This window comes from Clostridium swellfunianum, assembly GCF_023656515.1.
In the GTDB taxonomy this organism is placed as follows: Bacteria; Bacillota; Clostridia; order Clostridiales; family Clostridiaceae; genus Clostridium_AT; species Clostridium_AT swellfunianum.
The window spans coordinates 1-24,309 of record NZ_JAMOFV010000006.1 but is presented as its reverse complement, the minus strand read 5'-3'; the positions used below and the strand labels follow the sequence as shown (position 1 = coordinate 24,309).

General features: G+C 36.8%; 23 protein-coding genes, 22 tRNA genes, 2 pseudogenes and 1 other annotated feature. Of the genes and pseudogenes, 15 read left to right on the top strand and 32 right to left on the bottom strand.

Annotation, left to right across the window (positions count from 1 at the left end; translation table 11 throughout):
• Positions 1-88 precede the first annotated feature (88 nt).
• Positions 89-1,012, top strand: a complete 924-nt coding sequence (locus NBE98_RS00290) for a phosphate/phosphite/phosphonate ABC transporter substrate-binding protein (protein ID WP_250811171.1) — start codon at positions 89-91, stop codon at positions 1,010-1,012.
• Here NBE98_RS00290 and NBE98_RS00285 read toward each other — a convergent pair.
• The 12 genes and pseudogenes from NBE98_RS00285 to NBE98_RS00235 form a co-directional block, all read right to left on the bottom strand.
• Positions 1,004-1,465: a PhnE/PtxC family ABC transporter permease gene (locus NBE98_RS00285; protein ID WP_349305973.1), complete on the bottom strand. Its 462-nt coding sequence runs from the start codon at positions 1,463-1,465 to the stop codon at positions 1,004-1,006. The two genes, NBE98_RS00290 and NBE98_RS00285, sit on opposite strands and share 9 nt — an antisense overlap.
• A gap of 3 nt (positions 1,466-1,468) precedes the next feature.
• The gene (locus NBE98_RS00280) at positions 1,469-1,741 is read right to left on the bottom strand and encodes an ABC transporter permease family protein (protein WP_250811168.1); all 273 of its coding nucleotides are present in this window, start codon (positions 1,739-1,741) and stop codon (positions 1,469-1,471) included.
• A pseudogene (gene phnE / locus NBE98_RS00275) lies at positions 1,738-2,343 on the bottom strand (phosphonate ABC transporter, permease protein PhnE); the annotation flags it as partial. The gene NBE98_RS00280 and the pseudogene phnE, both read right to left, overlap by 4 nt.
• A 15-nt stretch (positions 2,344-2,358) precedes the next feature.
• Complete coding sequence (locus tag NBE98_RS22560; RefSeq protein WP_432432659.1) at positions 2,359-2,565, bottom strand: P-loop NTPase family protein; 207 nt, start codon at positions 2,563-2,565, stop codon at positions 2,359-2,361.
• Positions 2,566-2,588: 23 nt separating this feature from the next.
• Positions 2,589-3,122 carry a phosphonate ABC transporter ATP-binding protein gene (locus tag NBE98_RS00270; RefSeq protein WP_432432658.1) on the bottom strand — a complete coding sequence of 178 codons (534 nt, stop codon included), beginning with the start codon at positions 3,120-3,122 and terminating at the stop codon, positions 2,589-2,591.
• A 97-nt stretch (positions 3,123-3,219) separates the two neighbouring features.
• The gene (locus NBE98_RS00265) at positions 3,220-3,528 is read right to left on the bottom strand and encodes a hypothetical protein (protein ID WP_250811166.1); all 309 of its coding nucleotides are present in this window, start codon (positions 3,526-3,528) and stop codon (positions 3,220-3,222) included.
• Positions 3,529-3,624: 96 nt separating this feature from the next.
• Positions 3,625-4,407 carry a YheC/YheD family protein gene (locus NBE98_RS00260; protein ID WP_250811165.1) on the bottom strand — a complete coding sequence of 261 codons (783 nt, stop codon included), beginning with the start codon at positions 4,405-4,407 and terminating at the stop codon, positions 3,625-3,627.
• Positions 4,408-4,616: 209 nt separating this feature from the next.
• Entirely contained in the window at positions 4,617-4,814 is a 198-nt protein-coding gene (locus NBE98_RS00255; RefSeq protein WP_250811163.1) for an alpha/beta-type small acid-soluble spore protein, read from the bottom strand.
• A gap of 210 nt (positions 4,815-5,024) precedes the next feature.
• The gene (locus NBE98_RS00250) at positions 5,025-6,428 is read right to left on the bottom strand and encodes a tetratricopeptide repeat protein (RefSeq protein ID WP_250811162.1); all 1,404 of its coding nucleotides are present in this window, start codon (positions 6,426-6,428) and stop codon (positions 5,025-5,027) included.
• 12 nt (positions 6,429-6,440) lie between these two features.
• Positions 6,441-7,352, bottom strand: a complete 912-nt coding sequence (locus NBE98_RS00245; RefSeq protein WP_250811160.1) for a sensor histidine kinase — start codon at positions 7,350-7,352, stop codon at positions 6,441-6,443.
• Between the two features lie 123 nt (positions 7,353-7,475).
• Positions 7,476-7,551: transfer RNA gene (locus tag NBE98_RS00240), tRNA-Lys, on the bottom strand.
• A gap of 88 nt (positions 7,552-7,639) precedes the next feature.
• A tRNA-Arg gene (locus NBE98_RS00235) sits at positions 7,640-7,716 on the bottom strand.
• Positions 7,717-7,749: 33 nt separating this feature from the next.
• On the opposite strand from NBE98_RS00235, the pseudogene NBE98_RS00230 reads away from it, so the two are divergent.
• From NBE98_RS00230 to fusA, 14 genes and pseudogenes are all read left to right on the top strand, one after another.
• A pseudogene (locus NBE98_RS00230) lies at positions 7,750-7,875 on the top strand (EF-Tu C-terminal domain-related protein); the annotation flags it as partial.
• 191 nt (positions 7,876-8,066) lie between these two features.
• Positions 8,067-8,216 carry a 50S ribosomal protein L33 gene (gene rpmG / locus NBE98_RS00225; RefSeq protein ID WP_250811153.1) on the top strand — a complete coding sequence of 50 codons (150 nt, stop codon included), beginning with the start codon at positions 8,067-8,069 and terminating at the stop codon, positions 8,214-8,216.
• Between the two features lie 33 nt (positions 8,217-8,249).
• Positions 8,250-8,474, top strand: a complete 225-nt coding sequence (gene secE, locus NBE98_RS00220) for a preprotein translocase subunit SecE (protein ID WP_250811152.1) — start codon at positions 8,250-8,252, stop codon at positions 8,472-8,474.
• Positions 8,475-8,520: 46 nt separating this feature from the next.
• Positions 8,521-9,042, top strand: coding sequence for a transcription termination/antitermination protein NusG (gene nusG, locus NBE98_RS00215; RefSeq protein ID WP_250811148.1), 522 nt, complete (start codon positions 8,521-8,523; stop codon positions 9,040-9,042).
• Positions 9,043-9,127: 85 nt separating this feature from the next.
• Positions 9,128-9,553, top strand: a complete 426-nt coding sequence (rplK, locus tag NBE98_RS00210; protein WP_250811147.1) for a 50S ribosomal protein L11 — start codon at positions 9,128-9,130, stop codon at positions 9,551-9,553.
• Positions 9,554-9,650: 97 nt separating this feature from the next.
• The gene (gene rplA / locus NBE98_RS00205; protein ID WP_250811146.1) at positions 9,651-10,340 is read left to right on the top strand and encodes a 50S ribosomal protein L1; all 690 of its coding nucleotides are present in this window, start codon (positions 9,651-9,653) and stop codon (positions 10,338-10,340) included.
• Positions 10,341-10,387: 47 nt separating this feature from the next.
• Positions 10,388-10,516 (top strand) — a sequence feature (ribosomal protein L10 leader region).
• 32 nt (positions 10,517-10,548) lie between these two features.
• Positions 10,549-11,046, top strand: coding sequence for a 50S ribosomal protein L10 (rplJ, locus tag NBE98_RS00200; RefSeq protein ID WP_349305874.1), 498 nt, complete (start codon positions 10,549-10,551; stop codon positions 11,044-11,046).
• A gap of 35 nt (positions 11,047-11,081) precedes the next feature.
• A complete protein-coding gene (gene rplL / locus NBE98_RS00195) occupies positions 11,082-11,447 on the top strand; it encodes a 50S ribosomal protein L7/L12 (RefSeq protein ID WP_250811144.1) in 366 nt (121 codons plus the stop codon).
• A gap of 284 nt (positions 11,448-11,731) precedes the next feature.
• Positions 11,732-15,433, top strand: a complete 3,702-nt coding sequence (rpoB, locus tag NBE98_RS00190) for a DNA-directed RNA polymerase subunit beta (protein WP_250811142.1) — start codon at positions 11,732-11,734, stop codon at positions 15,431-15,433.
• A 21-nt stretch (positions 15,434-15,454) separates the two neighbouring features.
• The gene (gene rpoC, locus NBE98_RS00185; RefSeq protein ID WP_250811139.1) at positions 15,455-18,985 is read left to right on the top strand and encodes a DNA-directed RNA polymerase subunit beta'; all 3,531 of its coding nucleotides are present in this window, start codon (positions 15,455-15,457) and stop codon (positions 18,983-18,985) included.
• A gap of 120 nt (positions 18,986-19,105) precedes the next feature.
• Complete coding sequence (locus NBE98_RS00180) at positions 19,106-19,348, top strand: ribosomal L7Ae/L30e/S12e/Gadd45 family protein (RefSeq protein ID WP_250811137.1); 243 nt, start codon at positions 19,106-19,108, stop codon at positions 19,346-19,348.
• A 52-nt stretch (positions 19,349-19,400) separates the two neighbouring features.
• Positions 19,401-19,781: a 30S ribosomal protein S12 gene (gene rpsL / locus NBE98_RS00175; protein ID WP_250811135.1), complete on the top strand. Its 381-nt coding sequence runs from the start codon at positions 19,401-19,403 to the stop codon at positions 19,779-19,781.
• A 133-nt stretch (positions 19,782-19,914) separates the two neighbouring features.
• Positions 19,915-20,385, top strand: coding sequence for a 30S ribosomal protein S7 (gene rpsG, locus NBE98_RS00170; protein WP_250811134.1), 471 nt, complete (start codon positions 19,915-19,917; stop codon positions 20,383-20,385).
• An 86-nt stretch (positions 20,386-20,471) separates the two neighbouring features.
• Positions 20,472-22,538, top strand: a complete 2,067-nt coding sequence (fusA, locus tag NBE98_RS00165; protein ID WP_250811133.1) for an elongation factor G — start codon at positions 20,472-20,474, stop codon at positions 22,536-22,538.
• 101 nt (positions 22,539-22,639) lie between these two features.
• Here the strand turns inward: fusA and NBE98_RS00160 are convergent.
• From NBE98_RS00160 to NBE98_RS00065, 20 genes are all read right to left on the bottom strand, one after another.
• Positions 22,640-22,714, bottom strand: a tRNA-His gene (locus NBE98_RS00160).
• A 4-nt stretch (positions 22,715-22,718) separates the two neighbouring features.
• Positions 22,719-22,794 (bottom strand) — tRNA-Lys (locus NBE98_RS00155).
• Between the two features lie 8 nt (positions 22,795-22,802).
• Positions 22,803-22,879 (bottom strand) — tRNA-Arg (locus NBE98_RS00150).
• A 4-nt stretch (positions 22,880-22,883) separates the two neighbouring features.
• Positions 22,884-22,957 (bottom strand) — tRNA-Gly (locus tag NBE98_RS00145).
• A 6-nt stretch (positions 22,958-22,963) separates the two neighbouring features.
• A tRNA-Gly gene (locus NBE98_RS00140) sits at positions 22,964-23,038 on the bottom strand.
• Positions 23,039-23,042: 4 nt separating this feature from the next.
• A tRNA-Leu gene (locus NBE98_RS00135) sits at positions 23,043-23,126 on the bottom strand.
• A 13-nt stretch (positions 23,127-23,139) separates the two neighbouring features.
• Positions 23,140-23,215, bottom strand: a tRNA-Lys gene (locus NBE98_RS00130).
• A 3-nt stretch (positions 23,216-23,218) separates the two neighbouring features.
• Positions 23,219-23,293 (bottom strand) — tRNA-Gln (locus NBE98_RS00125).
• 6 nt (positions 23,294-23,299) lie between these two features.
• Positions 23,300-23,374: transfer RNA gene (locus tag NBE98_RS00120), tRNA-His, on the bottom strand.
• Positions 23,375-23,378: 4 nt separating this feature from the next.
• Positions 23,379-23,455: transfer RNA gene (locus NBE98_RS00115), tRNA-Arg, on the bottom strand.
• A 3-nt stretch (positions 23,456-23,458) separates the two neighbouring features.
• Positions 23,459-23,532 (bottom strand) — tRNA-Gly (locus NBE98_RS00110).
• A 34-nt stretch (positions 23,533-23,566) separates the two neighbouring features.
• Positions 23,567-23,642 (bottom strand) — tRNA-Pro (locus NBE98_RS00105).
• Positions 23,643-23,645: 3 nt separating this feature from the next.
• Positions 23,646-23,721: transfer RNA gene (locus NBE98_RS00100), tRNA-Lys, on the bottom strand.
• A 7-nt stretch (positions 23,722-23,728) separates the two neighbouring features.
• Positions 23,729-23,805 (bottom strand) — tRNA-Arg (locus NBE98_RS00095).
• 4 nt (positions 23,806-23,809) lie between these two features.
• Positions 23,810-23,883, bottom strand: a tRNA-Gly gene (locus tag NBE98_RS00090).
• 6 nt (positions 23,884-23,889) lie between these two features.
• A tRNA-Gly gene (locus tag NBE98_RS00085) sits at positions 23,890-23,964 on the bottom strand.
• A gap of 4 nt (positions 23,965-23,968) precedes the next feature.
• A tRNA-Leu gene (locus NBE98_RS00080) sits at positions 23,969-24,052 on the bottom strand.
• A gap of 13 nt (positions 24,053-24,065) precedes the next feature.
• Positions 24,066-24,141: transfer RNA gene (locus tag NBE98_RS00075), tRNA-Lys, on the bottom strand.
• A gap of 3 nt (positions 24,142-24,144) precedes the next feature.
• Positions 24,145-24,219 (bottom strand) — tRNA-Gln (locus NBE98_RS00070).
• Positions 24,220-24,225: 6 nt separating this feature from the next.
• Positions 24,226-24,300: transfer RNA gene (locus NBE98_RS00065), tRNA-His, on the bottom strand.
• Positions 24,301-24,309 lie beyond the last annotated feature (9 nt).

The following is a 24,309-nucleotide window of genomic DNA, read 5'->3' as shown; positions in this document are numbered from 1 at the left end:
ATTACCCTGTAAAGAATAGATTTTAGTATTTTGCTTATCCTATAATATAAATTCAATAAATTTTAAATTGGAAAGCGGTGAGTAATAAATGCTGATTTTTAGAAAACTAGTAGCTGCAGGATTGTCTCTAGTTGTTGCATCAGGATTTCTTTCAGGCTGCGGAAAGAAGGAGGCCCCAAAGCCAGCAGCATATGTCCCTAAGGAGTTAAAGGTTCAATTCGTACCATCTCAAGCTGCTGAATCTTTAGAAGCGAAAGCTAAGCCACTTGAAAAACTTCTGGGAGACAAATTAGGAATACCTGTTAAGGTTAGTGTTTCAACTAACTACAATACTATAATGGAAGCTATGTCTTCAAAGCAGATAGATGTTGGCTTCCTACCACCGACTGCATATATTCTAGCTAAAGATAAAGGAGCTGCAAGTGTTGTTCTTCAAGCTCAAAGATTTGGGGTTAAAGAAGATGGAACAAATACGGATCAACCTGTAGACAATTATAAATCTATGATAGTTGTAAAAAAAGATTCACCAATTAATGCAATTTCGGACTTAAAAGGCAAAAAGATAGCTTGGCAGGATGTCACCTCAACTGCAGGATATATATATCCTGCTGCTGAAATGAAAAAGGCTGGAGTGGATCCTGAAAAAGATATTCAAGGCATAACAGTTAAAGGGCATGATAAAGGGGTTCTTGCTGTATTAAATGGCGACGTCGATGCTGCTGCAGTTTTCGAAGATGCACGTAACAATGTTAAAAAGGACTTTCCAAATGTATTTGCTGATACAAAGGTAATTTATCGTACACAAGGTATCCCAAATGATACAATAGCTGTACGCGCAGATATGGATCAGGCTTGGAAGGATAAGATTGCTGATGCATTTGTTGCTATAAGTAAAGATCCAGAAGGTCAAAAGATAGTTAAAGACATCTATTCTCATATTGGTTATGTTAAATCTGATGATTCTAAGTTTAATGTAGTTCGTGAATATCAAAAGGCAGTTCAATCAAAATAAGCCGCAAATTTGCGGTTTATTTTTCTCTAAACTAGTTTTTCTTCTTATATATCCTGAAACTATATCTATTAAGGTTGCCATAATAATTATTCCAAGGAGAATTATTCCCACCCTGCTCCAGGCCTGAGCTTCTAACGCAAATTCCGGAAGTACCTGTGGAATTACCGCAAACCACACTCTTTGTATGCTGTTTGCCCCACAAGCAGTTAAAGCTTCAGCAGGCTTTAAATCCATACTTTCTATAACCTCACTAAAAAGTTTTCCAAACATACCAATAGAGTGTACGCCCAAATCAAGAACTCCTGAAAAAGCACCAGGCCCTACTGCTTTTATAAACAATATAGCCATCACTATTTCTGGAAAGGTTCTAACAAAGCTTAATAAAAACTTTCCTATTGCTGTTGTAGGCTTCCACTTTGCCATGCTGCTTGCAACGAGGAAAGCAAAAGGAATACATTATATCGCAGAAACAAATGTGCCTAAAAAAGCAATTGATATTGTGTCTAAAAGACCTCCTAATAAATCTTCTCCTTCTGGTATGTATATGTAGCTCCAATCTGGATTAAAAAGCCCTTTAAATATTGATCTTGTTATTTCCCCAGCAGTAGTTTTAATTCCTTGCAGTTTAATTCCTGAGGAAACCCATGTATACAAAGCTGCAATCATAAGCAAAATCACAATTGTTCTTACCCTGTTTTTAGATGTTTTTCTCATAGCCTCAGCCATCATAGCAATTTCTCCCTAATCTTAGTGCTTACAAAATCTATAAGTAGTACTATCGTCAATGTGAATAAGATAATTGAAGCGGTCTGGTCATATCTAAGCCAATTCAAGGTCCTGTCAAGATATAAACCAATTTCACCAGCTCCTACTAAACCTAGTACAGCTGCAGCTCTTATGTTGATTTCAAAGGTATATAATAAACAAGCTATAAACTGTGGAAGTATTTGAGTTACTACACCAAAATGAATCCACTGCAATTTATTGGCTCCTACAGTAGTCATAGCTTCAAGAGGTCCAGGATTTATAGCTTCAATAGACTCATAGGATAACTTTGCTATTAGCCCAAAGGAGAAAAAACTCAACGCTATAATACCTGCAAGAGGTCCTATTCCAAAAACAGCTACAAATACAGCTGCAAATAAAAGGTCAGGAATAGTTCGAACAAGATTTAGCATAAATCTTACCGGATAGTATAGCGAAAGTATTTTATTAACATTACTTGCTACTAAAAATGTTACTGGAACAGCAAGTATTGCACCAAAGGTTGTTCCAAGTACAGCTATTCTAATAGTTTCAAAAATGGGAGTAACTATATTTCCAAAATAGCCCCAATCTGGCTCATACTATTCCACTCCCAGCATCTTATCTTTCCCTATAGAACGGCCATAAATATCTGCAAAAACTTCATCTGTAGCTTTTTCAATTGAACCATCGAATACTAATTTTCCAGCTCTAAAACCTAGTATACGCTTTGCATATTGTCTAGTTAGATCAATATGGCGGAGATTCACTATTGTTGTTATTCCAAGTTCTTGGTTTATCCTTTTCAAGTCGTCCATAGCTTGAAAAGTAGTTACAGGATCAAGAGAAGCGGCTCATCAGCAAGTATTATTTTAGCTTCCTGAGCTAAAGCTCTAGCTATAGACACACGCTGCTGTTGCCCTCCAGAAAGCTCATCAGCTCTTGAGTTTGCTTTTTCCTTTATATTGACTCTAGCTAGTGCATTAAAAGCAAGCTCTAAATCCTCCTTTGGAAACCATCCTAATAGTGTTCTCACTGTTGAGTGATATCCTACTCTTCCAGATAAAACATTTTTCAATACCGAAGAACGTGTAACGAGATTAAAGTTCTGAAATATCATCCCTATATTTCTTCTAATTTTTCTTAACTCTTTCCCTTTTGCTAAAGTAATAGACTTTCCACCTATTAAAATTTCACCTTCAGATATATCATGAAGCCGGTTAATACATCTTAAAAACATTGATTTCACTGCGCCAGATAACCCTACTATAACAACAAATTCCCCATCGTTGATTTTAACATTTACATTACTTAATCCAATAGTACCATTAGGGTATATCTTAGTAACATTTCTAAACTCAATCATAGGGCATCAGCTTTCCCTTCATCTATTGCTTAGTTTTTACAATAAATCCACTTAAATATATTTGATAAGCAAAAATTAATATGTATTTGCGTATTTATTATCTTATATTTAAATACACATTTAAATTTCTCTTAATATCTGATGCTTCATCTGCAATTGAGTTTATAATTATATTATCAGCTTGAATTTTTGTATTAAAATTATGAAAGCCCTGCTCTTTTAAATAACTTTCTACATCCTTAGCGTTTTCACCTTGAACTATTAGAGCCTTTCTTCCAACATAATCCCCATTCACATACACTTCATAGCAGTCATGAGCCATCTTCATGTTATTATCTTGTAGGTTTCCAGAATTTAACATTAATGGAAAAGCTCCATTTGAATCGTAAAAGCCATTACCAAACATTGTTTAGTCACTCCTTTTCTTAACAAAATTTATTTATAGTCTATTATTCCTGCTTTCAACAAATAAAATACCCACGGAAGTCCGTGGGCAATAACTTTATATATTTTCAAATTCATATAGGGTTGTAGAATATAGCAGTTTTGAACCTTTTCCTGCCGCATAGGTAATATAATCTACAGCCTTAAATTTCTTCATACACTGAACTAAGTTTATCGCTACAAACCATGGTTTATTATCCTCATCTATGGCTATTTCAAACTCTATATCATCATCATATTCTAGCATATCCTCAATAATTTCACTGGTACTTGCACAAAGCTTTTTAATTTGTTTTATAGCTTTGAAAAAGTCAAATTTTAATGGATAAGTTTTTTTAATAGCTTCACTTAACGATGTTTGGTATTGCTCTTTATATACATTAGTTAGAAGAAATTTATCTTTTCCTATAGAATATTCCAATTCAATGCATCCCCAATCACCATGTATGTGCTTCTCCATAACTACTCTCACATCAAAAAAAGATTGCTCTATTTTCGCAGATTTTATTAGTTTTTGAAATATAAACTTGTTAAATTTATTTTCCGTATCCTTAAAAAAATTCTTTAGTTCTTCTACACCTGATAAAGTCAATTTAATTTGTTTTTTTCTTCTACAATCTGTAATCTTAAAGTTATCACCCTGCTGTTCTAAGATACAAACCCCTCTTCCTTCTAAATCATCTGCAGGCTTTAAGATAACCTTTTTGTGATTTTTAACAAACTTAAGAAGCTCTTCGAAATCATTAAACACCCCTGTAGGCGGAAAATAATATGCTAATTCAGCTTTAGTACTTAAAATTTGATACAGATCATATTTAGTCAACCCACTTTTTATTCTCATAGTTTTCTCACTCCAATCCTTCAATTTAGCCCATAGTTTAATCCGTCTCTTAATTATTTTATTAGTACAACTTGTACTTTGTTACCAGGCAAAATTAAAGGATTAGCAATAAGCTAATCCCTATAAACTGTTCCATATTCTCTTTAATTAAAATATCAGTTTCACTCATAAAAAAACCCGGTTTATCCAGTTTTTTCAATGAATATGTTCTATTTTAAACCTTGCTCGTAAGATTCAACCATTCTCTTAACCATTTGGCCGCCTACTGATCCATTTTCTCTTGAAGTTAAATCTCCATTATAACCTTCTTTAAGATTAACGCCTACTTCTTGAGCAGCTTCCATCTTAAATCTGTTTAAGCCTTCTTTAGCTTGTGGTACTAACACTCTGTTACTTCTGTTTGACATAGTAAATTCCTCCTTGTTGTAATTTATTTTGTTGTCCTATGGTTGTAATATAAGTATGTGCCGATTATGGCTTTTAATTCTATGGAACTTAAGGTATAAATGGTATAAAATCACAAAAGAGAAGATTTTAATTCATATCTCCTCTTTACTCTTAAATTATTTATTTCCATAGTAATTTTCTAGCATATAGCTTTTGGACTTGTTACAGCTCTAACTTCTAGCCATTCTTATATATTCACTTTTTAATTTCACTCTTTTGTTTGAAGGCTTTAAGTGTTTAAATTGTTCTATAAATTTAAAAGCTAATTCCTTATAGCCTTTATTAATTATATTTATTGCTATACTGTAGGCAATATCTAATATTTCATCTCTATTTTTATATTTAGAAAGCATAAAAGTCACACTGCTTAGTATATCAAGTGCTTCAGTATTACTTTTTACTTCCTTAAGCTTTATCTGCTCATATAAAAGCCCAACATCCCACTTAGTTATTGCTTCGTTGGCTTCAACAATATCTATGGCCTGCTTTATATAACTTTTAGCTTTCTCAAACTCTCCTAATTCATTATACAGTGAGGCTCCAGCCATATAGTAGTTTACTAAAGTTGCCTCTCTATGTGAATACAAGTTAAATTCCTTTTCGGCATCAATAAAGTATTTATGTGCTTCTTCATACTGATTTAATTTTAAACTTATCATGCATAAATAACTATTGATATACAGTATTGGGTTTTCAACAAAAGGTCCATCAGGCTTAGTCAAAGCCTCAGTAAAGTAATATAAAGCTTCCTCATAATTTAGTAATCTATAATGCATTTCACCTAAATTAATATAAGTGATTACTATAAATTCTGCGTATCCATTGCTCTCACAAAGTTCTTTCAGCTTTTCATAGTACTCTAATGCACTTTTATAATCCTGCAGTTTCTCTACATAGACAGCAGCAATATTATTAGCTACTCCGAGCATACCTCTTTTATAATTAGACTTCTCAAAACAATCATATGCCTGCTGAAGAAGCTTCAAATGTTCGTCTACACTAGTCATTTCTTTATATAATTCCACCAAAGTATTAAGAATTTTACCTTTATGTATTAAATATTCATCTCCGCAAATCCTAAGTGCTTCATTACAAATTTCACGAGCCTTATAATGTTCTTTTCTTATGTAATATAGCCAAGCCCAATAAATGCTTGCCTCTAATTTGCCTTGTATATAATCTATATCTTGAAGTATTAAATTTGCACTTTCTGCAAACTTTATACCTTCTTCTACCTCGCGTTTGCACAAATAGTTATGAGCTATCTTAATTAAAGCATCAACCTGATAAAATTTATTTCCTAGCATCACTGCATTATCATATGCATTTTTGAAGTAGTTTAAACTATCTTCTATATTTCCGATTTGTTGATGTACTTCACCTAATCTAATATTCATCTCAAAGATACGATTATCCCCCTCATTGACTACTATCAAAGATAAAGCTTCTTCATAGTTCTTTATTGCTTCTACTAAATTGTTTTTTTCTTCAGCTTTTTTACCTATCTCTATAAAATTTTTAACCTGATTTTTAATTTCCTTTGGTATATCTACATTTTTATTTAAAAACTTCATTTATTCACATCCCTAGCATATGTCTTCTATATCAGATAATTCAACTCTAACTCTTTCCCTGACCCTGTCCTCATATAGTTCATATAAGCCCGCTTGACTTGTTTCATCTAAAACTGTTTCAGGAAGTTCAATAGTAAACCTGCTTCCTTTTTTGTATTGGCTCTCTACTCTAATGCTGCCATTATGCATTTCCACAAGTCCCTTAACAATAGATAAGCCTATTCCGCTGCCCTCTCTATTTCTAGTAAAGGATTTATCTACCTGCCTAAACCTTTTAAAAATAATCTTTAGCTTATCTTCATGGATACCTATACCATTATCTTCAACAGAAATATGCACTTTATTATCGTAACTATTAATACTTACTACAATACTTCCGCCTCCATCTGTAAACTTTAAAGCGTTAGATAATAGGTTAAGCATTATCCTTTCTATTTTATCTGCATCACAGGCTATAATTCTTTCATTCAGCTCAGTTTTAAAATGGATATTAACTGACTTTAATTTTGCATACACAGCTATAGACTGAACCACATTTTTAACAATAGAAACCACATCATAATTATGAAACTCTAAAGAAAGTTCGCTAGAGTATATCTTTGTTATATCAATAATATTGTTAATTAGCTTTAAAAGTCTCAGCGCATTTTGCTTCATTGTGTCCATATACTTCTCAAGCTTTTTGTCAGTATCAATAATACTTCCATTTAAAGCGTACATCTCAATAAGCTGCATTGCTCCCATTAGTATGTTCAATGGCGTTTTAAACTCATGAGAAAGATTTGCAATAAATTCTGTTTTAATTTTACTTTCTTCTAGTTTATCTTGGCTTTCCTCAAGAGCTTTTTTTAGCTTTTCAATCTCCTTGAATTCATTATCAAGTTTTTCTTCTGAATGAAAATTTGAAACACTTGTATCTCCCATATTTATATTTCTCCATAAAATATTTTTACCGACTGTTTAATATTCGACAGAACTCATCATTTTCCTGCAATTTGAGAAAAATAAAAATCTCTGCAAGATTAATTATCTTGCAGAGATTCTATATGGTGCGCCATCAGGGACTCGAACCCGGGACCCACTGATTAAGAGTCAGTTGCTCTACCAACTGAGCTAATAGCGCATATTTTGTTTTGGTTTGTCCAACGAAATTTATTATATTATATTAATAAACACATGTCAACACTTTTTTAAAATACCCTTATTTTTTCTGGTGCACCCAACAGGAGTCGAACCTGCGACCGTTGGATTCGAAGTCCACCACTCTATCCAGCTGAGCTATGGGTGCACTATAGAACACTAGCCCAAAATCTAAGATTTTGGGCTTTATGTANATATGAATGTTGAGTTAATCAACCCAGTAGCAATGGATGAAGGACTAAGATTCGCTATCAGAGAAGGCGGAAGAACAGTAGGTTCAGGCGTTGTTACTACGATAGTTAAATAGTCAATAAAATATAGGACTGGGTTTCTAGACCTAGTCCTTTTATAAAGTTTTAAATCTCTATGAGGTTAAAAATATTACCAATTCTAAAAATGTTGACATAAATGTTAACATATGATAGATTATTTAAGTAATACACTGTGATAAGTATGCGTTGGCGTTCTTATATAGGTTACGAGCAGGAGGTGTAGATTGTGAGAGTGAAAGTGACATTAGCATGTACAGAGTGCAAGCAAAGAAACTACAATTCAATGAAGAATAAAAAGAATGACCCAGATAGACTTGAAATGAAAAAGTATTGTAAATTCTGCCACAAACATACATCTCATAGAGAGACTAAATAACACAGGTTTATTAATAATAAGGATGTGAATTAAATGGCTGTTAATGGAAATGCTAAAGAGGTAAACTATTCTAAAGAAAATTTCTTTACTAAGGCTTTTAGAGGAATTAAAGCGGAGACTAAAAGAATTACCTGGGCTCCCAAAAAGGAAATTAAAAAAGCACTAGCAGCTACACTAATCTTCTGTGTTATTTATATGGTAATTGTTGGAATATTAGATTTAGGGTTCAGCAACCTCTTCAAGTTGATTTTTAAATAAACTATAAAGGAGGTAGGGACCAAGTAGTAATACTGTCCCTGAAATTATGGCAGAGAGAGCTAGATGGTATGTGGTTCACACATACTCTGGGTATGAGAATAAGGTTAAAGCTAACCTTGAAAAAACCGTTGAAAATAGAAACTTTCATCATTTAATACATGATATACAAGTTCCTATGGAAGAACAGGTTGAAATTAAAGATGGCAAGAAAAAGACTGCCTTGAAAAAGATATTTCCTGGGTATGTTCTTGTTAAGATGATAATGAATGATGACTCCTGGTATATAGTTAGAAATACAAGAGGGGTTACAGGATTTGTTGGTCCAGGATCTAAACCTGTACCGCTTACCGATGAAGAGGTTGAGACTATGGGAGTTCAGGAAAAGCCTATAGAAATTGACCTGGAGGTAGGAGAAACCGTGAAGGTTGTATCTGGTCCACTAGAAAACTTTATGGCGTTGATTCAGGAAGTTAATACTGAAAAACATAAGCTTAAAGGACTAGTTAACATGTTTGGCAGGGAAACACCTGTGGAACTTGATTTTAACCAGGTAGAAAAATTAGATTAGTGCTTAATAAGGCGAGGGATAACCTAAGTCTTAATAAGTGGGAGGACAAAAGTCCGCATTACCACATTATAGGAGGTGTAAACTCATGGCTAAAAAAGTAACAGGAATGATTAAACTTCAACTTCCTGCAGGAAAAGCAACTCCAGCACCACCAGTTGGTCCAGCTCTTGGTCAACACGGTGTAAATATCATGGGATTTTGTAAGGAATTCAATGCAAAGACTGCAAACCAAGCAGGGCTTATAATCCCAGTTGTTATTACAGTATATCAGGACAGAAGCTTTAGCTTTATACTAAAGACTCCTCCAGCAGCAGTTCTATTAAAGAAAGCAGCTGGAATTGAAAGTGGTTCTGGTGTGCCAAATAAGACAAAAGTTGCTAAGGTTTCTAAGGCGAAAGTTAGAGAAATAGCTGAGCTTAAGATGCCAGACTTAAACGCTGCTTCCGTTGAAGCTGCAATGAGCATGATAGCTGGAACAGCTAGAAGCATGGGTATAGTTGTTGAAGAATAATTTTAAATTTAGAGTTTAATATCTACCAGCTTAAACGTAGTTTTACGTTATCGGTGGGAGGTAAAAACCGTTAATACCACAAAGGAGGTTTAGCAAAATGGGAAAGAATTATATAGAAAGTGCTAAACTTGTTGATAAAAATACTCTATACTCTGCAGTAGAAGCGTTAGAGCTTGCTGTTAAGACATCAAAGGCTAAATTTGATGAAACTATAGAGCTTGCTGTAAGACTTGGTGTTGATCCAAGACACGCAGATCAACAAGTTAGAGGAGCTGTTGTACTTCCTCATGGAACTGGTAAATCAGTTAGGGTTTTAGTATTTGCTAAAGGCGACAAAGCTAGAGAAGCTCAAGCTGCAGGTGCTGAATTCGTTGGAGCTGAGGATCTAGTTGATAGAATCCAAAAGGAAAATTGGTTTGACTTTGATGTAGTTGTTGCTACTCCAGATATGATGGGTGTAGTTGGAAGACTTGGTAGAGTACTTGGACCTAAGGGTTTAATGCCAAATCCAAAGTCAGGTACAGTTACATTTGATGTAGCTAAAGCTATAGCTGAAATTAAGGCTGGTAAGGTTGAATATAGAGTTGATAAAACTGCTATAATCCATGTTCCTGTAGGAAAGAAATCCTTCGGAGCTGAAAAACTAGCTGACAACTTCCGTGTAATGATGGAAGCTATAATTAAGGCAAAACCATCAGCTGCTAAAGGTCAATACGTTAAATCAGTATCAGTATCTAGCACAATGGGTCCTGGAATAAAGATCAACCCAGTTAAAGCGCTAGATTAATATTGACTTAAGCTTATAACTTTGATATAATATCACTCGTTGTAAGAATTAAATATGTAAACATTCCGTAGACAGTAGGTGCAGTAGCATAAAGGGACTTCCCAACCTACCGAGGGTTCCAATATAGAATTTTGTTGGTCTCTCCACGTCTGCGGAGGGACTTTTAATTTTATAAAGCAGTTCTAGACTGTGAGGAGGTGGACACACAGTGGGTAACAATTTAGATGTTAAAAAGGCTAAAGTTCTTGAGATAAGAGAAAAAATGGAAAAGGCTCAAGGAATAGTATTTGCAAAATACCAGGGCTTAACTGTTGAAGAAGATACAGAGTTAAGAAAGAAACTTAGAGAAGCAGGAGTAGAGTATAAAGTTTACAAAAACACTTTAACAACTCTAGCCGCAAGAGAACTTGGATTAGAAGGTTTAGTAAGTCATCTAGAAGGTCCTGTATCAGTAGCTTTTGGATATGAGGATGCTACAGCTCCAGCAAGAATACTTAATGACTTCGCTAAAGGACATAAGAAGTTAGAGCTTAAGGCAGGTGTAGTTGAAGGTACAGTTTATGATGCTGCAGGCATTGCTAAACTTGCAACTATTCCATCAAGAGAAGTTCTTATTGCTCAATTACTTGGAAGCTTCAAGGCTCCATTATCAAATCTTGCATACTTATTAAATGCAATCGCTGAAAAGCAAAGTTCAGCTGAATAGTAAATAAAATTAAAAATTTTGGAGGTGCTCTTAAAATGACAAGAGAAGAAATTATTCAAGCTATAAAGAATATGACTGTTTTAGAATTAAACGAGTTAGTAAAGGCATGTGAAGAAGAATTCGGAGTTAGCGCTGCTGCTCCTGTAGCTGTTGCAGGCGGTGCTGCTGCTGCTCCAGCTGCTGAAGAAAAGACTGAGTTTGACGTAGTATTAGCTAGCGCTGGTGCTGAAAAGATTAAAGTTATAAAAGTAGTTAGAGAGTTAACTGGTCTTGGCTTAAAAGAAGCTAAGGAAGTAGTTGACGGAGCTCCTAAGACATTAAAAGAAGGCGTAAGCAAGGACGATGCTGAAGCTATGAAGGCTAAGCTTGCTGAAGTTGGAGCAACTGTAGAAATAAAGTAATTAAATTACTTGTTAGAAAGAGGCACTTTTCTATAAAGTGCCTCTTTTTTAAATATACATGTTGACATAGGGTTCTAGTTATGGTAACATAATTAATTGCATTGATTATAATTCATAAAATAGCAATACTAATATTTATTAGCACTTTATTCATTTTATGAATTATTTTGACATAAATGGTTATACTAATACGATGAATGATAAGAGCGTTTCCAAATGCACAAAGTCCTAGGAGATTTTATGTGCTTTTGGTTATTTTTACTTTAAGCAAGGGGTGATAATCCATGGTACATCCTGTCCAAGTTGGAAAAAGAACAAGAATGAGTTTTTCCAAACTTAAAGAAGTAGCAGATATGCCAAATCTAATCGAGGTTCAGCTAGACTCCTATCAGTGGTTCTTAGATGAAGGACTACAAGAGGTTTTTGATGACATTAACCCGATTACAGACTACACTGGAAATCTTGTACTCGAATTTGTAGGTTATAAGCTTGATTTAGACAATATCAAGTACAGTGTAGAAGAGTGCAAAGAAAGAGATGCAACATATGCAGCACCATTAAAAGTGAAAGTTAGGCTTTTAAACAAAGAAACTGGTGAAGTTAAAGAGCAGGAAGTTTTTATGGGAGACTTCCCACTTATGACCGAGCAGGGTACTTTTGTTATTAATGGAGCAGAAAGAGTCATAGTAAGCCAGCTGGTGAGGTCACCAGGAGTTTATTATAGTTATTCAGTAGATAAGACAGGTAAGAAACTGTATGCTTCTACTGTAATACCTAATAGAGGTGCTTGGCTTGAATACGAAACTGACTCTAACGATGTTATATATGTTAGAATTGACAAAACTAGAAAGCTTCCTATAACTATTTTGGCAAGAGCTATGGGTTATGGAAGTGACACTGAGTTAATCTCAATCTTTGGTGAAGAAGAAAGATTAAAGGCAACCATTGAGAAAGATAGCACAAAGACTAAAGAAGAAGCTTTGCTTGAAATTTATAAAAGATTAAGACCAGGAGAGCCTCCAACTGTAGATAGTGCTATGTCTCTTATAGATTCACTTTTCTTTGATGCAAAAAGATATGATTTATCTAGAGTAGGAAGATATAAGTTTAACAAGAAGCTAGCTCTTCATCTTAGAATAGCAAATCAAATTGCAGCTAAGGATATTGTTCACCCGATTACTGGTGAAATATTAATTGAAAAGGGACAAAAAATAGATAGAGAGAAGGCACTTGAAATTCAAGATGCTGGAATTAACTCTGTTGATATAGTTGTTGAGGACAAAATTGTAAGAGTTATCGGCAATTTCTTTGTTAAATTAAATAAGGTTGTTAATTTTGATGTTTCAGATCTTAATATAAGAGAACTCGTGCATTATCCTACCTTAAAAGAAATTCTTGATAATTACAGTGATGAAAAAACTATAAAAGATGAAATAAAGAAAAATATACATAGATTAATTCCTAAGCACATTGTAAAAGATGATATATTTGCAACCATCAGTTACGAGCTAGGATTAGCGTATGTTATAGGCCATGTTGATGATATAGATCACTTAGGCAACAGAAGGTTGAGATCTGTAGGAGAGTTATTACAGAATCAATTTAGAATTGGTCTTTCAAGAATGGAAAGAGTAGTTAAGGAAAGAATGACTATTCAAGATCAAGAGGTTATAACTCCTCAGGCACTTATTAACATAAGACCAGTTGCTGCAGCCATTAAAGAATTCTTTGGAAGTTCTCAGCTTTCACAATTCATGGACCAGACAAATCCACTTTCAGAGCTTACTCATAAAAGGAGACTTTCAGCATTAGGTCCTGGAGGTTTATCAAGAGAAAGAGCTGGATTTGAAGTTAGAGACGTTCACCATTCTCACTATGGTAGGATGTGTCCTATAGAAACCCCTGAAGGACCCAATATAGGTCTTATAAACTCATTAGCCACTTATGCAAGAGTTAATGAGTATGGTTTTATAGAAAGTCCTTATAGACTTATAGATAAAAAGACAGGGAAGGTAACTAATGAAATAATTTATCTTACCGCTAATGAAGAAGATGAATATCTAGTAGCTCAGTCTAATGAAGTAATTGATGAAGACGGAATATTCGTTGACAGGAGAATAACTGTTAGAGCTCAGGAAGAGGTTATAGTTGTTCCTAGGGAAGATGTTGATCTTATGGATGTTTCGCCAAGACAACTGGTTTCTGTAGCTACAGCTATGATACCATTCCTAGAAAATGATGACGCCAGCCGTGCTCTAATGGGTTCAAACATGCAACGTCAAGCGGTGCCGCTTTTGAGAGCTAGTGCTCCTGTAGTTGGTACAGGTATTGAATTTAAAGCTGCTGTTGATTCAGGAGTTCTCCCTAAGGCTAAAAATGCTGGGGTAGTAACTTATGTAAGTGCAAATGAAGTTAGAGTTAAGAAAGACTCAGATGGAGCTGTTGATACTTATAGATTATTGAAATTTAAGAGATCTAACCAAGGAACTTGTATTAATCAAAAGCCTATAGTAAGTAAAGGCGAAAAAGTTGAGGTTGGAACAGTACTAGCCGATGGACCATCAACTGACTTAGGTGAAATAGCATTAGGAAAGAATATCCGTATAGGTTTTATAACTTGGGAAGGGTATAACTATGAGGATGCTATGCTTATCTCTGAAAGACTTGTGGCAGAAGATGTGTTTACATCCATTCATATTGAGGAATATGAAGCAGAGGCTAGAGATACTAAGCTAGGGCCTGAAGAAATAACAAGAGATATACCAAATGTTGGTGAAGATGCTCTTAAAGATATAGATGAAAGAGGAATAATAAGAATAGGAGCAGAGGTTCGCTCAGGAGATATACTTGTTGGTAAGGTTACTCCAAAGGGTGAAACTGAACTTACTGCCGAAGAAAGACTTCTACGTGCGATCTTTGGTGAGAAAGCAAGAGAAGTTAGAGATACTTCACTTAGAGTTCCACATGGTGAAGCTGGTATAATTGTTGATGTTAAGGTGTTTACAAGGGAAAATGGAGATGAGCTTCCTCCTGGAGTAAATAAATTAGTTAGATGTTATATAGCTCAAAAGAGAAAGATATCTGTCGGAGATAAAATGGCGGGGAGACACGGTAACAAAGGGGTTATTTCAAGGGTTCTGCCAGAAGAAGATATGCCATTCTTACCAGATGGAAGACCACTAGAGATATGCTTAAATCCTCTTGGAGTTCCTTCACGTATGAATATAGGTCAGGTACTTGAAGTTCACTTAGGGTGGGCTGCTGCTAACCTTGGTTGGCACATTGCTACGCCTGTATTTGATGGGGCTACAGAAAGCGATATATTAGAATGTCTTGAAAAGGCAGGCTATGACGCTGATGGAAAGACTGTTCTATATGATGGAAGAACTGGAGAGCCATTTGACAATAGAGTTACTGTTGGATATATGTATATTCTTAAGCTTGCTCACTTAGTCGATGATAAGATACATGCTCGTTCTACAGGACCATACTCATTAGTAACTCAACAACCACTTGGAGGTAAAGCTCAATTTGGTGGTCAGAGATTTGGTGAGATGGAAGTTTGGGCGCTAGAGGCATACGGTGCTGCTTACACACTACAAGAAATCTTGACTGTTAAATCTGATGACGTTGTAGGAAGAGTTAAGACCTATGAAGCCATAGTTAAGGGAGAAAATATCCCTGAACCGGGCGTTCCAGAATCATTTAAGGTTCTTATCAAAGAACTCCAAGCTCTTTGTTTAGATGTAAAAGTTCTTAACGACAACAACCAAGAAGTTAAGCTTAAGGAATCTGTAGAAGAGGAATTAGAAGAGTTAGAAGTTAATATAGAAGGTACAGAGGAATTTGTTCCGCCAGCTCCTAGTGAAGAATTCTTCGAGACAGAAGATGATGTCGAAGAAGAGCCTGAATTGGATTATGATGACCTTCCGCTAGATAGCTTTGATGATGATTTAGAACTAGACGATTTTAATGAAGAACACTAATTATGAAGGGAGGATATACCCTTGTTTGAATTAGATAATTTTGATGCCATACAAATTGGATTGGCTTCACCAGAACAAATTAGAGAATGGTCTAGAGGTGAGGTTAAGAAGCCTGAGACTATTAATTATAGAACATTAAAACCAGAGAGAGATGGCTTATTCTGTGAAAGAATATTTGGGCCTCAAAAAGACTGGGAATGTCACTGCGGAAAGTACAAGAGAGTTAGATATAAGGGTATAGTTTGTGATCGCTGCGGTGTTGAGGTTACTAAAGCTAAAGTTAGACGTGAAAGAATGGGGCATATTGAACTTGCTGCCCCAGTATCACATATTTGGTACTTTAAGGGTATTCCATCTAGAATGGGACTTATTCTAGATATGTCGCCAAGAGCTTTAGAGAAAATACTTTATTTTGCTTCTTATGTTGTTCTAGACCCAAAGGAAACTCCATTATTGAAGAAACAACTCTTAAGCGAAAAAGAGTATAGGGAGTCTGTTGACAAGTATGGAGATGAAGCTTTCGTTGCAGGCATGGGAGCCGAATCTATAAAGGTACTTTTGGCTGAAATAGATTTAGAGTTACTAGCAACTGAGCTTAAAAGAGAGCTTAAGGATGCTAATGGTCAAAAGAGAATAAGAATAATTAGAAGACTTGAAGTTGTTGAGTCCTTCAGAAAGTCTGGTAACAGACCAGAGTGGATGGTTGTCGATGTAGTGCCAGTTATACCTCCAGATTTAAGACCTATGGTTCAATTAGATGGAGGAAGATTTGCTACTTCCGACTTAAATGACTTATATAGAAGAGTTATAAACAGAAACAACAGGTTAAAGAAACTTCTTGACCTAGGTGCGCCTGATATAATCGTTAGAAACGAAAAGAGAATGCTTCAGGAATCTGTTGATGCATTAATAGATAATGGCAGAAGAGGAAGACCTGTAACCGGTCCTGGAAACAGACCACTTAAGTCCCTTTCTGATATGTTAAAAGGTAAGCAGGGAAGATTTAGACAAAACCTTCTTGGTAAGCGTGTTGACTACTCAGGACGTTCTGTTATAGTTGTTGGGCCAGAACTTAAGATGTATCAATGTGGCCTCCCTAAGGAAATGGCTCTTGAATTATTTAAGCCTTTTGTGATGAAAAAACTTGTTGAAAGTGGAGTTGCTCATAACATAAAGAGTGCTAAAAGAATGGTTGAAAGAGTTCAGGCTGAGGTTTGGGATGTATTAGAAGAGGTTATAGAGCATCATCCAGTTCTTCTAAACCGTGCACCTACACTACACAGACTTGGAATTCAGGCCTTCCAGCCAGTTTTAGTTGAAGGAAGAGCTATAAAACTTCATCCGCTTGTATGTTCAGCATATAATGCAGACTTCGATGGAGACCAAATGGCGGTTCACGTTCCACTATCGGTTGAAGCTCAAGCAGAAGCGAGGTTCCTAATGCTTGCAGCAAATAATATTCTTAAACCATCTGATGGTAAGCCTGTAAGTGTTCCTACGCAGGACATGATTCTTGGGTCCTATTACCTAACTATGGAGAAAGAGACTGAAGAAAAGGACATAAGAAAATTCTCATCGCCAGATGAGGTTATTATGGCTTATCAGGTTGGAGAAATAACACTTCATAACAAGATTATGGTTAAGATTACAAAAGTAGTCGATGGTGTAGAGAGAAGTGGCATTATTGAAACTACTCCAGGAAAGCTTATATTTAATGAGTCCATACCACAAGATTTAGGATTCGTTGATAGAAGCCTTCCTGAAAATGAATTTAAGCTAGAAGTGGATTTTCTTGTTAATAAAAAAACATTAAGTAAGATAGTAGATAAATGCTATATGAGACATGGAGCAAGCCAAACATCTATTATGCTTGACAATATAAAGGCCAAGGGATATCACTATTCAACAATAGGAGCTATAACTGTATCAACTTCTGATATGATAGTTCCTAAGGAAAAGAAGACTCTATTAGAAGAAGCAGATGCTGCTGTTGACAAGATAGAAAAAATGTATAGGAGAGGTTTCATATCTGAGGAAGAAAGGTATGAAAGAGTTATAGAAAAGTGGACTAAGACTACAGAAGATGTTGCTGACGCGCTAATGGATAGCTTGGATAAGTTTAATCCAATATTTATGATGGCAGACTCTGGGGCGAGAGGTTCTAAGAGTCAGATTAAGCAGCTTGCTGGTATGAGAGGTCTTATGGCCAATCCTTCAGGAAAAATTATCGAACTTCCGATAAGAGCATCCTTTAGAGAAGGTCTAGACGTTCTTCAATACTTTATATCAACACACGGTGCTAGAAAGGGTAATGCCGATACAGCGCTTAAAACAGCAGACTCTGGATACTTAACAAGAAGACTTGTTGATGTAAGTCAGGACGTTATAGTAAGAAGTGAAGACTGTGGAGCTACTGAAGGATATGAAGTAAGTGAAATCAGAGAAGGTAATGAAATTATCGAGTCTTTGGACGAAAGATTGACAGGTAGGTATAGTGCTGAGGACATAATTCACCCTGAAACTGGTGAAGTTATTGTTCCGAAAGATACTTATATGGATGCATTTACAGCTGAAAAGGTTGGAAAGTCAGGAATTAAGAAAGTTAATATCAGATCTGTATTTACATGCAAAGCTAAGTTTGGTGTGTGTGCTAAATGTTATGGTATGAATATGGCTACTGCAGAGAAGATAAATAATGGTGAAGCCGTAGGTATCATAGCTGCTCAATCAATCGGTGAGCCAGGTACTCAGCTTACGATGAGAACCTTCCACACTGGCGGTGTTGCTGGTGCTGACATAACACAAGGTCTTCCTAGAGTTGAAGAATTATTTGAAGCTAGAAAACCAAAGGGACTTGCAATAGTAAGCGAAGTTGCAGGCACTATAAGAATTGAAGAAACAAAGAAAAAGAGAATAGTTTATGTAACTACTGAAGCAGGAGAAGAACATAGCTATGACATACCATTTGGCTCTAGATTAAGAGTTAATAATGGTGATGTTATAGGTGCTGGAGATGAAATCACTGAAGGTTCTGTAAATCCACATGATGTTCTTAGAATAAAGGGCGTTCTAGGAGTTAAGAACTATCTGCTTTCAGAAGTTCAAAAAGTTTATAGACTACAGGGTGTTGACATTAACGATAAGCACTTAGAAGTAGTAGTTAAACAAATGACTAGAAAGATTAAGGTAGAAGATTCAGGAGATACTGATTTACTTCCAGGAACATTAATAGATATGTTTGACTACGAGGAAGAAAACACTAGGGTTGAAGCTTTTGGTGGAAAGCCTGCTATTGGTAGTGTAGCTTTATTAGGTATAACTAAAGCGGCACTTGCAACAGATTCTTTCTTGTCTGCTGCTTCTTTCCAAGAGACTACAAGAGTGCTTACAGATGCTGCTATTAAAGGTAAAATTGACCCACTTGTTGGTCTTAAAGAAAATGTTCTTATTGGTAAGCTAATACCTGCAGGTACTGGTATGACAAGATATAGATCAATAAAGATTAATACTGAAAATGAAGAGCTAGGTAAAGAAACAGCTGTAGAAGTTTAAACTTTGAATTAAGTTTGTTGACATAATACAGCTTAAATGATAAAATACAATTTGTGTGATTTCTTAGGGATATAGGTTTAAAACTTATATCCCTGTGAAATTGTTTTAGGGGGTTGCACTATGGTAGAACGGCTAGTAGGTAAAAAGGTTGTTGGAATAAAACAAAGTATAAAGGCCATAAAAAATGGTGAAGCTAAAGCATTATATACAGCATTGGATGCAGATGCAAAGCTAATTGAACCTGTAGTAGAACTAGCAAAAGAGAATTCCCTAGAGATTCACTATATTAAAACTATGAAAGAATTAGGCAGGCTTTGCGGTATAGATGTTGGAGCTGCAACAGCAATACTGCTTAAGGATTAAATTTAGTCAAAAACAAAATTTATATAGCACAAATTAAAGAGGAGGTGTAAGTATGCCAACAATTAGCCAATTAGTAAGAAAAGGCAGAAAAGACGTTGCAGAAAAATCAAAGTCACCTGCATTAACATCATCACCACAAAGAAGAGGTGTGTGTACAGTAGTTAAGACTACAACTCCAAAGAAGCCTAACTCAGCGCTTAGAAAAATCGCAAAAGTTAGACTTACTAACGGATATGAAGTTCTTGCTTATATCCCAGGAGTAGGACACAACCTACAAGAACACAGCGTTGTTCTTATAAGAGGTGGTAGAGTTAAGGACCTACCTGGTGTTAGATACCATATTGTCAGAGGAGCATTAGACTCAGCTGGAGTAGCTAACAGATTACAAAGTAGATCCAAGTATGGTGCAAAGAGACCAAAGGCTAAGAAGTAGTCTCTTAAACCAAACGGTGCAAAGTCTTCAGCATTTATTTATAAATATTAAATTATGAAGTACAGAGCACTTGTCGGTAGTTAGTACCGAGTACCGATGAACTTAAATATTAAATGTTAAGGAGGGAAGTAAAGTGCCAAGAAAAGGATATATAGCTAAAAGAGATGTATTACCAGATCCAATATATAATAGCAAGGTTGTAACTAAGCTTATAAACAGCATAATGGTAGATGGTAAAAGAGGAGTAGCTCAAAAGGTTGCTTATGATGCTTTTGCTTTAATGGCTGAAAGAACAGGAAAAGATGCCTTAGAGGTTTTCGAAGCAGCAATGAACAACATAATGCCATTACTTGAGGTAAAGGCTAGAAGAATAGGTGGAGCTACTTATCAGGTTCCAATGGAAGTTAGACCAGACAGAAGACAAACTCTAGGGATAAGACATTTACTTGATGCAACTAAAAAAAGAGGCGAAAAGTATATGTACCTTAAATTAGCTGGTGAGCTAATGGATGCTGCTAACAACACAGGAGCAGCAGTTAAGAAGAGAGAAGATATGCATAAAATGGCTGAAGCGAATAAAGCTTTTGCTCATTACAGATATTAATATAGAAACTGTTTTGGCTTTTGCCAAAACAGTTTTATAAAATCTAGACTATGAATAAAGTATGAACATCGAGAGGAGGAAAAAGCGTGGCTAGACAGTTTCCATTAGAAAAGTTTAGAAACATAGGTATTATGGCGCATATAGACGCAGGTAAGACCACAACAACTGAACGTATACTGTTCTATACTGGTAAAACGCACAAAATAGGTGAAGTTCATGAAGGCGCAGCAACAATGGACTGGATGGTGCAGGAGCAAGAAAGAGGTATAACAATTACATCTGCTGCTACTACTGCACAATGGAAAGGTCATGCAATAAACGTTATTGATACACCTGGACACGTAGACTTTACAGTTGAGGTTGAGAGATCTCTAAGAGTACTTGACGGGGCTGTTACAGTACTTGATGCAAAGAGTGGTGTTGAACCACAGACTGAAACAGTATGGAGACAGGCTGACAAATATGGTGTACCAAGAATGGTTTATGTAAATAAGATGGATGCAACAGGAGCTGATTTTTTCCGTTGTGTGCAAACATTAAGAGACAGACTAAAGGCTAATGCAGTTCCAATTCAAATACCAGTAGGTCAGGAAAGCGGATTTGTTGGTATGGTTGACCTTATAAGAAATATAGCTATACTACATAAGAATGACCTTGGAACTGAAATAGAGGAAGTTGAAATCCCAGCTAATCTAAAGGATCAAGCTGAAGAATATAGAGCAACTATGGTAGAAGCAATTGCTGATACTGATGAAGAGTTAATGATGAAGTATCTTGAGGCAGAAGAAATAACAGAAGAAGAACTTCATGCTGCATTAAGAAATGCAGTAATAGCTAATAAGATAGTGCCAGTTATTTGTGGATCTTCATATAAGAACAAAGGTGTTCAAGAGATGCTTGACGCAGTTGTAGCATATATGCCATCACCACTAGATGTACCTGCTATAAAGGGTGTAAATCCTGATAATGGTACAGAGGATGAAAGACCATCAGATGATGATGCTCCTATGGCAGCTCTTGCATTCAAGATTGCAACTGATCCGTTTGTTGGAAGACTTGCATTTACAAGAGTATATTCAGGTGTCATGGTAAGTGGTACTTATGTTCTTAACTCTACAAAGGGAAAGAAAGAAAGAATAGGAAGACTTGTTAAAATGCATGCTAACCATAGGGAAGAAGTAGAAGAGTTACGTGCAGGAGATTTAGGAGCTGTTGTTGGGTTAAAAGATACTACAACTGGAGATACTCTATGCGTAGAAACTCATCCAATAATACTTGAAAGAATGGAATTCCCAGAGCCAGTTATAAGAGTTGCTATAGAGCCAAAGACAAAGGCGAGTCAAGAAAAAATGGGAATTGCCCTTAATAAACTAGCTGAGGAAGATCCAACATTTAAAACATATACAGATATAGAAACTGGTCAAACAATTATTGCAGGTATGGGCGAACTACACCTTGAAATAATTGTTGACAGACTTACAAGAGAATTTAAGGTTGAGTGTAACGTTGGTGCTCCACAAGTTGCTTACAAAGAAACTATACGTAAACCTGTTAAGGCTGAAGGTAAGTTTGTTAGACAGTCTGGTGGTCGTGGTCAATACGGACATTGTTGGATAGAAATGATACCAACAGAAGGTGAATATGTATTTGAAAATGCTATTGTTGGGGGAGCGATTCCAAAGGAATATATTTCTCCAATCGATGCAGGTATAAGAGAAGCTTCACAAAGCGGTATTCTTGGCGGATATGAAGTTATGAACTTCAAAGTTAAGCTTTTTGATGGATCATACCACGATGTTGACTCTTCAGAAATGGCGTTTAAGATTGCAGGTTCTATGGCGTTTAAGAACGCCATGGCTAAAGCTGATCCAGTCCTTCTTGAGCCAATGATGAAGGTTGAAGTAACAGTTCCAGAAGAATATATGGGAGATGTTATGGGAGACCTTAACTCCAGAAGAGGAAGAATTGAAGGTATGGAAGCAAGAGCAGGTGCTCAAGTTATAAGAGCATTCGTTCCACTTTCAGAAATGTTTGGATATGCAACTACTCTTAGATCAAGAACTCAGGGTAGAGGAGTTTATGCTATGGAATTTGACCATTATGAAGACACTCCAAAAAGCATTCAAGAACAGGTTATAGGAAGTAAAAAATAATTACTAAATTTAAGCAGAGGCTACTTTATTAGCTTTTGCTTAAATACATATATTTAAATCAATAATATAATTATGTGTTAATAGNCGATATCCCTGTATAATGGGGTAGACGATGGGACTCGAACCCACAACAGCCGGAACCACAATCCGGTGCTCTGCCATTGAACTACGTCTACCATGTGGTGCGACATCAGGGATTCGAACCCGGGACCCACTGATTAAGAGTCAGTTGCTCTACCAACTGAGCTAATATCGCACATTTATTGGTGTGACTTAAGGGATTCGAACCCCTGGCCTACTGCTTAGAAGGCAGTTGCTCTATCCAACTGAGCTAAAGTCACACATTGGAGCGGGTGATGGGAATCGAACCCACACGACCAGCTTGGAAGGCTGGGATTCTACCATTGAACTACACCCGCATTTTATGGAGCGGAAGACGGGATTCGAACCCGCAACCTTCACCTTGGCAAGGTGACACTCTACCGTTGAGTCACTTCCGCAAATTGGTGCAGATGAAGGGAGTCGAACCCCCACGCCGTAGGCGCTAGATCCTAAGTCTAGTGCGTCTGCCAGTTCCGCCACATCTGCATCTATTTTATTTTGGTGGCTCACCGGGGAATCGAACCCCGGACACCATGATTAAAAGTCATGTGCTCTACCGACTGAGCTAGTGAACCATCTGGCAGGGATAGCAGGATTCGAACCTACGAATACCAGAGTCAAAGTCTGGTGCCTTACCGCTTGGCGATATCCCTGTATAATGGGGTAGACGATGGGACTCGAACCCACAACAGCCGGAACCACAATCCGGTGCTCTGCCATTGAACTACGTCTACCATGTGGTGTGACTTAAGGGATTCGAACCCCTGACCTACTGCTTAGAAGGCAGTTGCTCTATCCAACTGAGCTAAAATCACACATGGAGCGGGTGATGGGAATCGAACCCACACGACCAGCTTGGAAGGCTGGGATTCTACCATTGAACTACACCCGCAGGACAAAATAAAAAAGCTATTACTAACTTTTGATGGTCGGGGTGACAGGGATTGAACCTGCGACCTCATGCTCCCAAAGCACGCGCGCTCCCATCTGCGCCACACCCCGATATGGTGCACCATCAGGGACTCGAACCCGGGACCCACTGATTAAGAGTCAGTTGCTCTACCAACTGAGCTAATGGTGCATATTATTGGTGTGACTTAAGGGATTCGAACCCCTGGCCTACTGCTTAGAAGGCAGTTGCTCTATCCAACTGAGCTAAAGTCACACATTGGAGCGGGTGATGGGAATCGAACCCACACGACCAGCTTGGAAGGCTGGGATTCTACCATTGAACTACACCCGCATTTTATGGAGCGGAAGACGGGATTCGAACCCGCAACCTTCACCTTGGCAAGGTGACACTCTACCGTTGAGTCACTTCCGCAAATTGGTGCAGATGAAGGGAGTCGAACCCCCACGCCGTAGGCGCTAGATCCTAAGTCTAGTGCGTCTGCCAGTTCCGCCACATCTGCATCTATTTTATTTTGGTGGCTCACCGGGGAATCGAACCCCGGACACCATGATTAAAAGTCATGTGCTCTACCGACTGAGCTAGTGAACCATCTGGCAGGGATAGCAGGATTCGAACCTACGAATACCAGAGTCAAAGTCTGGTGCCTTACCGCTTGGCGATATCCCTGTATAATGGGGTAGACGATGGGACTCGAACCCACAACAGCCGGAACCACAATCCGGTGCTCTGCCATTGAACTACGTCTACCATGTGGTG

What these genes read in the sequence shown, in the direction of transcription:
- NBE98_RS00270 (WP_432432658.1), bottom strand. Translation starts at nt 3,122, where the DNA reads ATGATTGAGTTTAGAAATGTTACTAAGATATACCCTAATGGTACTATT.
- rplL (WP_250811144.1), top strand. Translation starts at nt 11,082, where the DNA reads ATGACAAGAGAAGAAATTATTCAAGCTATAAAGAATATGACTGTTTTA.
- NBE98_RS00250 (WP_250811162.1), bottom strand. Translation starts at nt 6,428, where the DNA reads ATGAAGTTTTTAAATAAAAATGTAGATATACCAAAGGAAATTAAAAAT.
- NBE98_RS00260 (WP_250811165.1), bottom strand. Translation starts at nt 4,407, where the DNA reads ATGAGAATAAAAAGTGGGTTGACTAAATATGATCTGTATCAAATTTTA.
- rpoB (WP_250811142.1), top strand. Translation starts at nt 11,732, where the DNA reads ATGGTACATCCTGTCCAAGTTGGAAAAAGAACAAGAATGAGTTTTTCC.
- NBE98_RS00245 (WP_250811160.1), bottom strand. Translation starts at nt 7,352, where the DNA reads ATGGGAGATACAAGTGTTTCAAATTTTCATTCAGAAGAAAAACTTGAT.
- rplK (WP_250811147.1), top strand. Translation starts at nt 9,128, where the DNA reads ATGGCTAAAAAAGTAACAGGAATGATTAAACTTCAACTTCCTGCAGGA.
- NBE98_RS00180 (WP_250811137.1), top strand. Translation starts at nt 19,106, where the DNA reads ATGGTAGAACGGCTAGTAGGTAAAAAGGTTGTTGGAATAAAACAAAGT.
- NBE98_RS00280 (WP_250811168.1), bottom strand. Translation starts at nt 1,741, where the DNA reads ATGATGGCTGAGGCTATGAGAAAAACATCTAAAAACAGGGTAAGAACA.
- nusG (WP_250811148.1), top strand. Translation starts at nt 8,521, where the DNA reads ATGGCAGAGAGAGCTAGATGGTATGTGGTTCACACATACTCTGGGTAT.
- NBE98_RS00265 (WP_250811166.1), bottom strand. Translation starts at nt 3,528, where the DNA reads ATGTTTGGTAATGGCTTTTACGATTCAAATGGAGCTTTTCCATTAATG.
- NBE98_RS00290 (WP_250811171.1), top strand. Translation starts at nt 89, where the DNA reads ATGCTGATTTTTAGAAAACTAGTAGCTGCAGGATTGTCTCTAGTTGTT.
- rpsL (WP_250811135.1), top strand. Translation starts at nt 19,401, where the DNA reads ATGCCAACAATTAGCCAATTAGTAAGAAAAGGCAGAAAAGACGTTGCA.
- NBE98_RS00255 (WP_250811163.1), bottom strand. Translation starts at nt 4,814, where the DNA reads ATGTCAAACAGAAGTAACAGAGTGTTAGTACCACAAGCTAAAGAAGGC.
- secE (WP_250811152.1), top strand. Translation starts at nt 8,250, where the DNA reads ATGGCTGTTAATGGAAATGCTAAAGAGGTAAACTATTCTAAAGAAAAT.
- rplA (WP_250811146.1), top strand. Translation starts at nt 9,651, where the DNA reads ATGGGAAAGAATTATATAGAAAGTGCTAAACTTGTTGATAAAAATACT.